This is a genomic window from Streptococcus sp. k-628 (assembly GCF_013277475.1).
Taxonomy (GTDB): domain Bacteria; phylum Bacillota; class Bacilli; order Lactobacillales; family Streptococcaceae; genus Streptococcus.
Window position 1 is genome coordinate 1 of sequence record NZ_VMMZ01000104.1, and the last position, 638, is coordinate 638.

1 pseudogene is annotated in these 638 nt (G+C 37.9%); it reads left to right on the forward strand.

Annotated features, from left to right (window positions below):
• A pseudogene (locus HT730_RS09975) lies at nt 1-638 on the forward strand (hypothetical protein); the annotation flags it as partial.

Consider the following 638-nt stretch of genomic DNA (forward strand, 5'->3'; position numbering starts at 1 on the left):
AGCAGATGGATTGGTATCAACAGATGGAACAAGAGTAGTAGCAAGTGAAAACTTAACAGAAGCATCTGAAGATCAAAATGTTAAGGTAGCGTATATTAAGTTAGGATCATGGATACCGAATGAGCCAGGAAAAGACAAACCAACGCCAATTCCATATCCAAATAATCCAACAGATCCAACTAAGCCTGGAGAACCAACGGATCCTAATGTACCAGTAATTCCATATGTACCAGGATATACACCGAAGATTGGTGAAACACCGTTAGTACCAAAAGTGCCAACTGATCCGACACAAGGATACATTCCACCAAAAGTACCAACAACACCTGGAGAGGATACGCCGATTACTTATGAAGGAAATCCACAAAAAGCATTGGTGAAAGTGGTTAAGGTTGAAGGTGAGGGTGATAAGAAAACAGAAACACCATTACCAAAAGATAATGTAACTATCAACGGTAAAACTGGAGATCAAATTCCAACTGAATCAGTAACAGCTAAGATAGCAGAGTTAGAAAAACGCGGATATGTGATTGATAATAGAGATGAAGTAGTCAACTATATTAATAACAAATTCGATAAAGATAAGGATACAGAAGGTCAAGATCCAACACAAACAGTAACGTTGAAAGTACATGAAA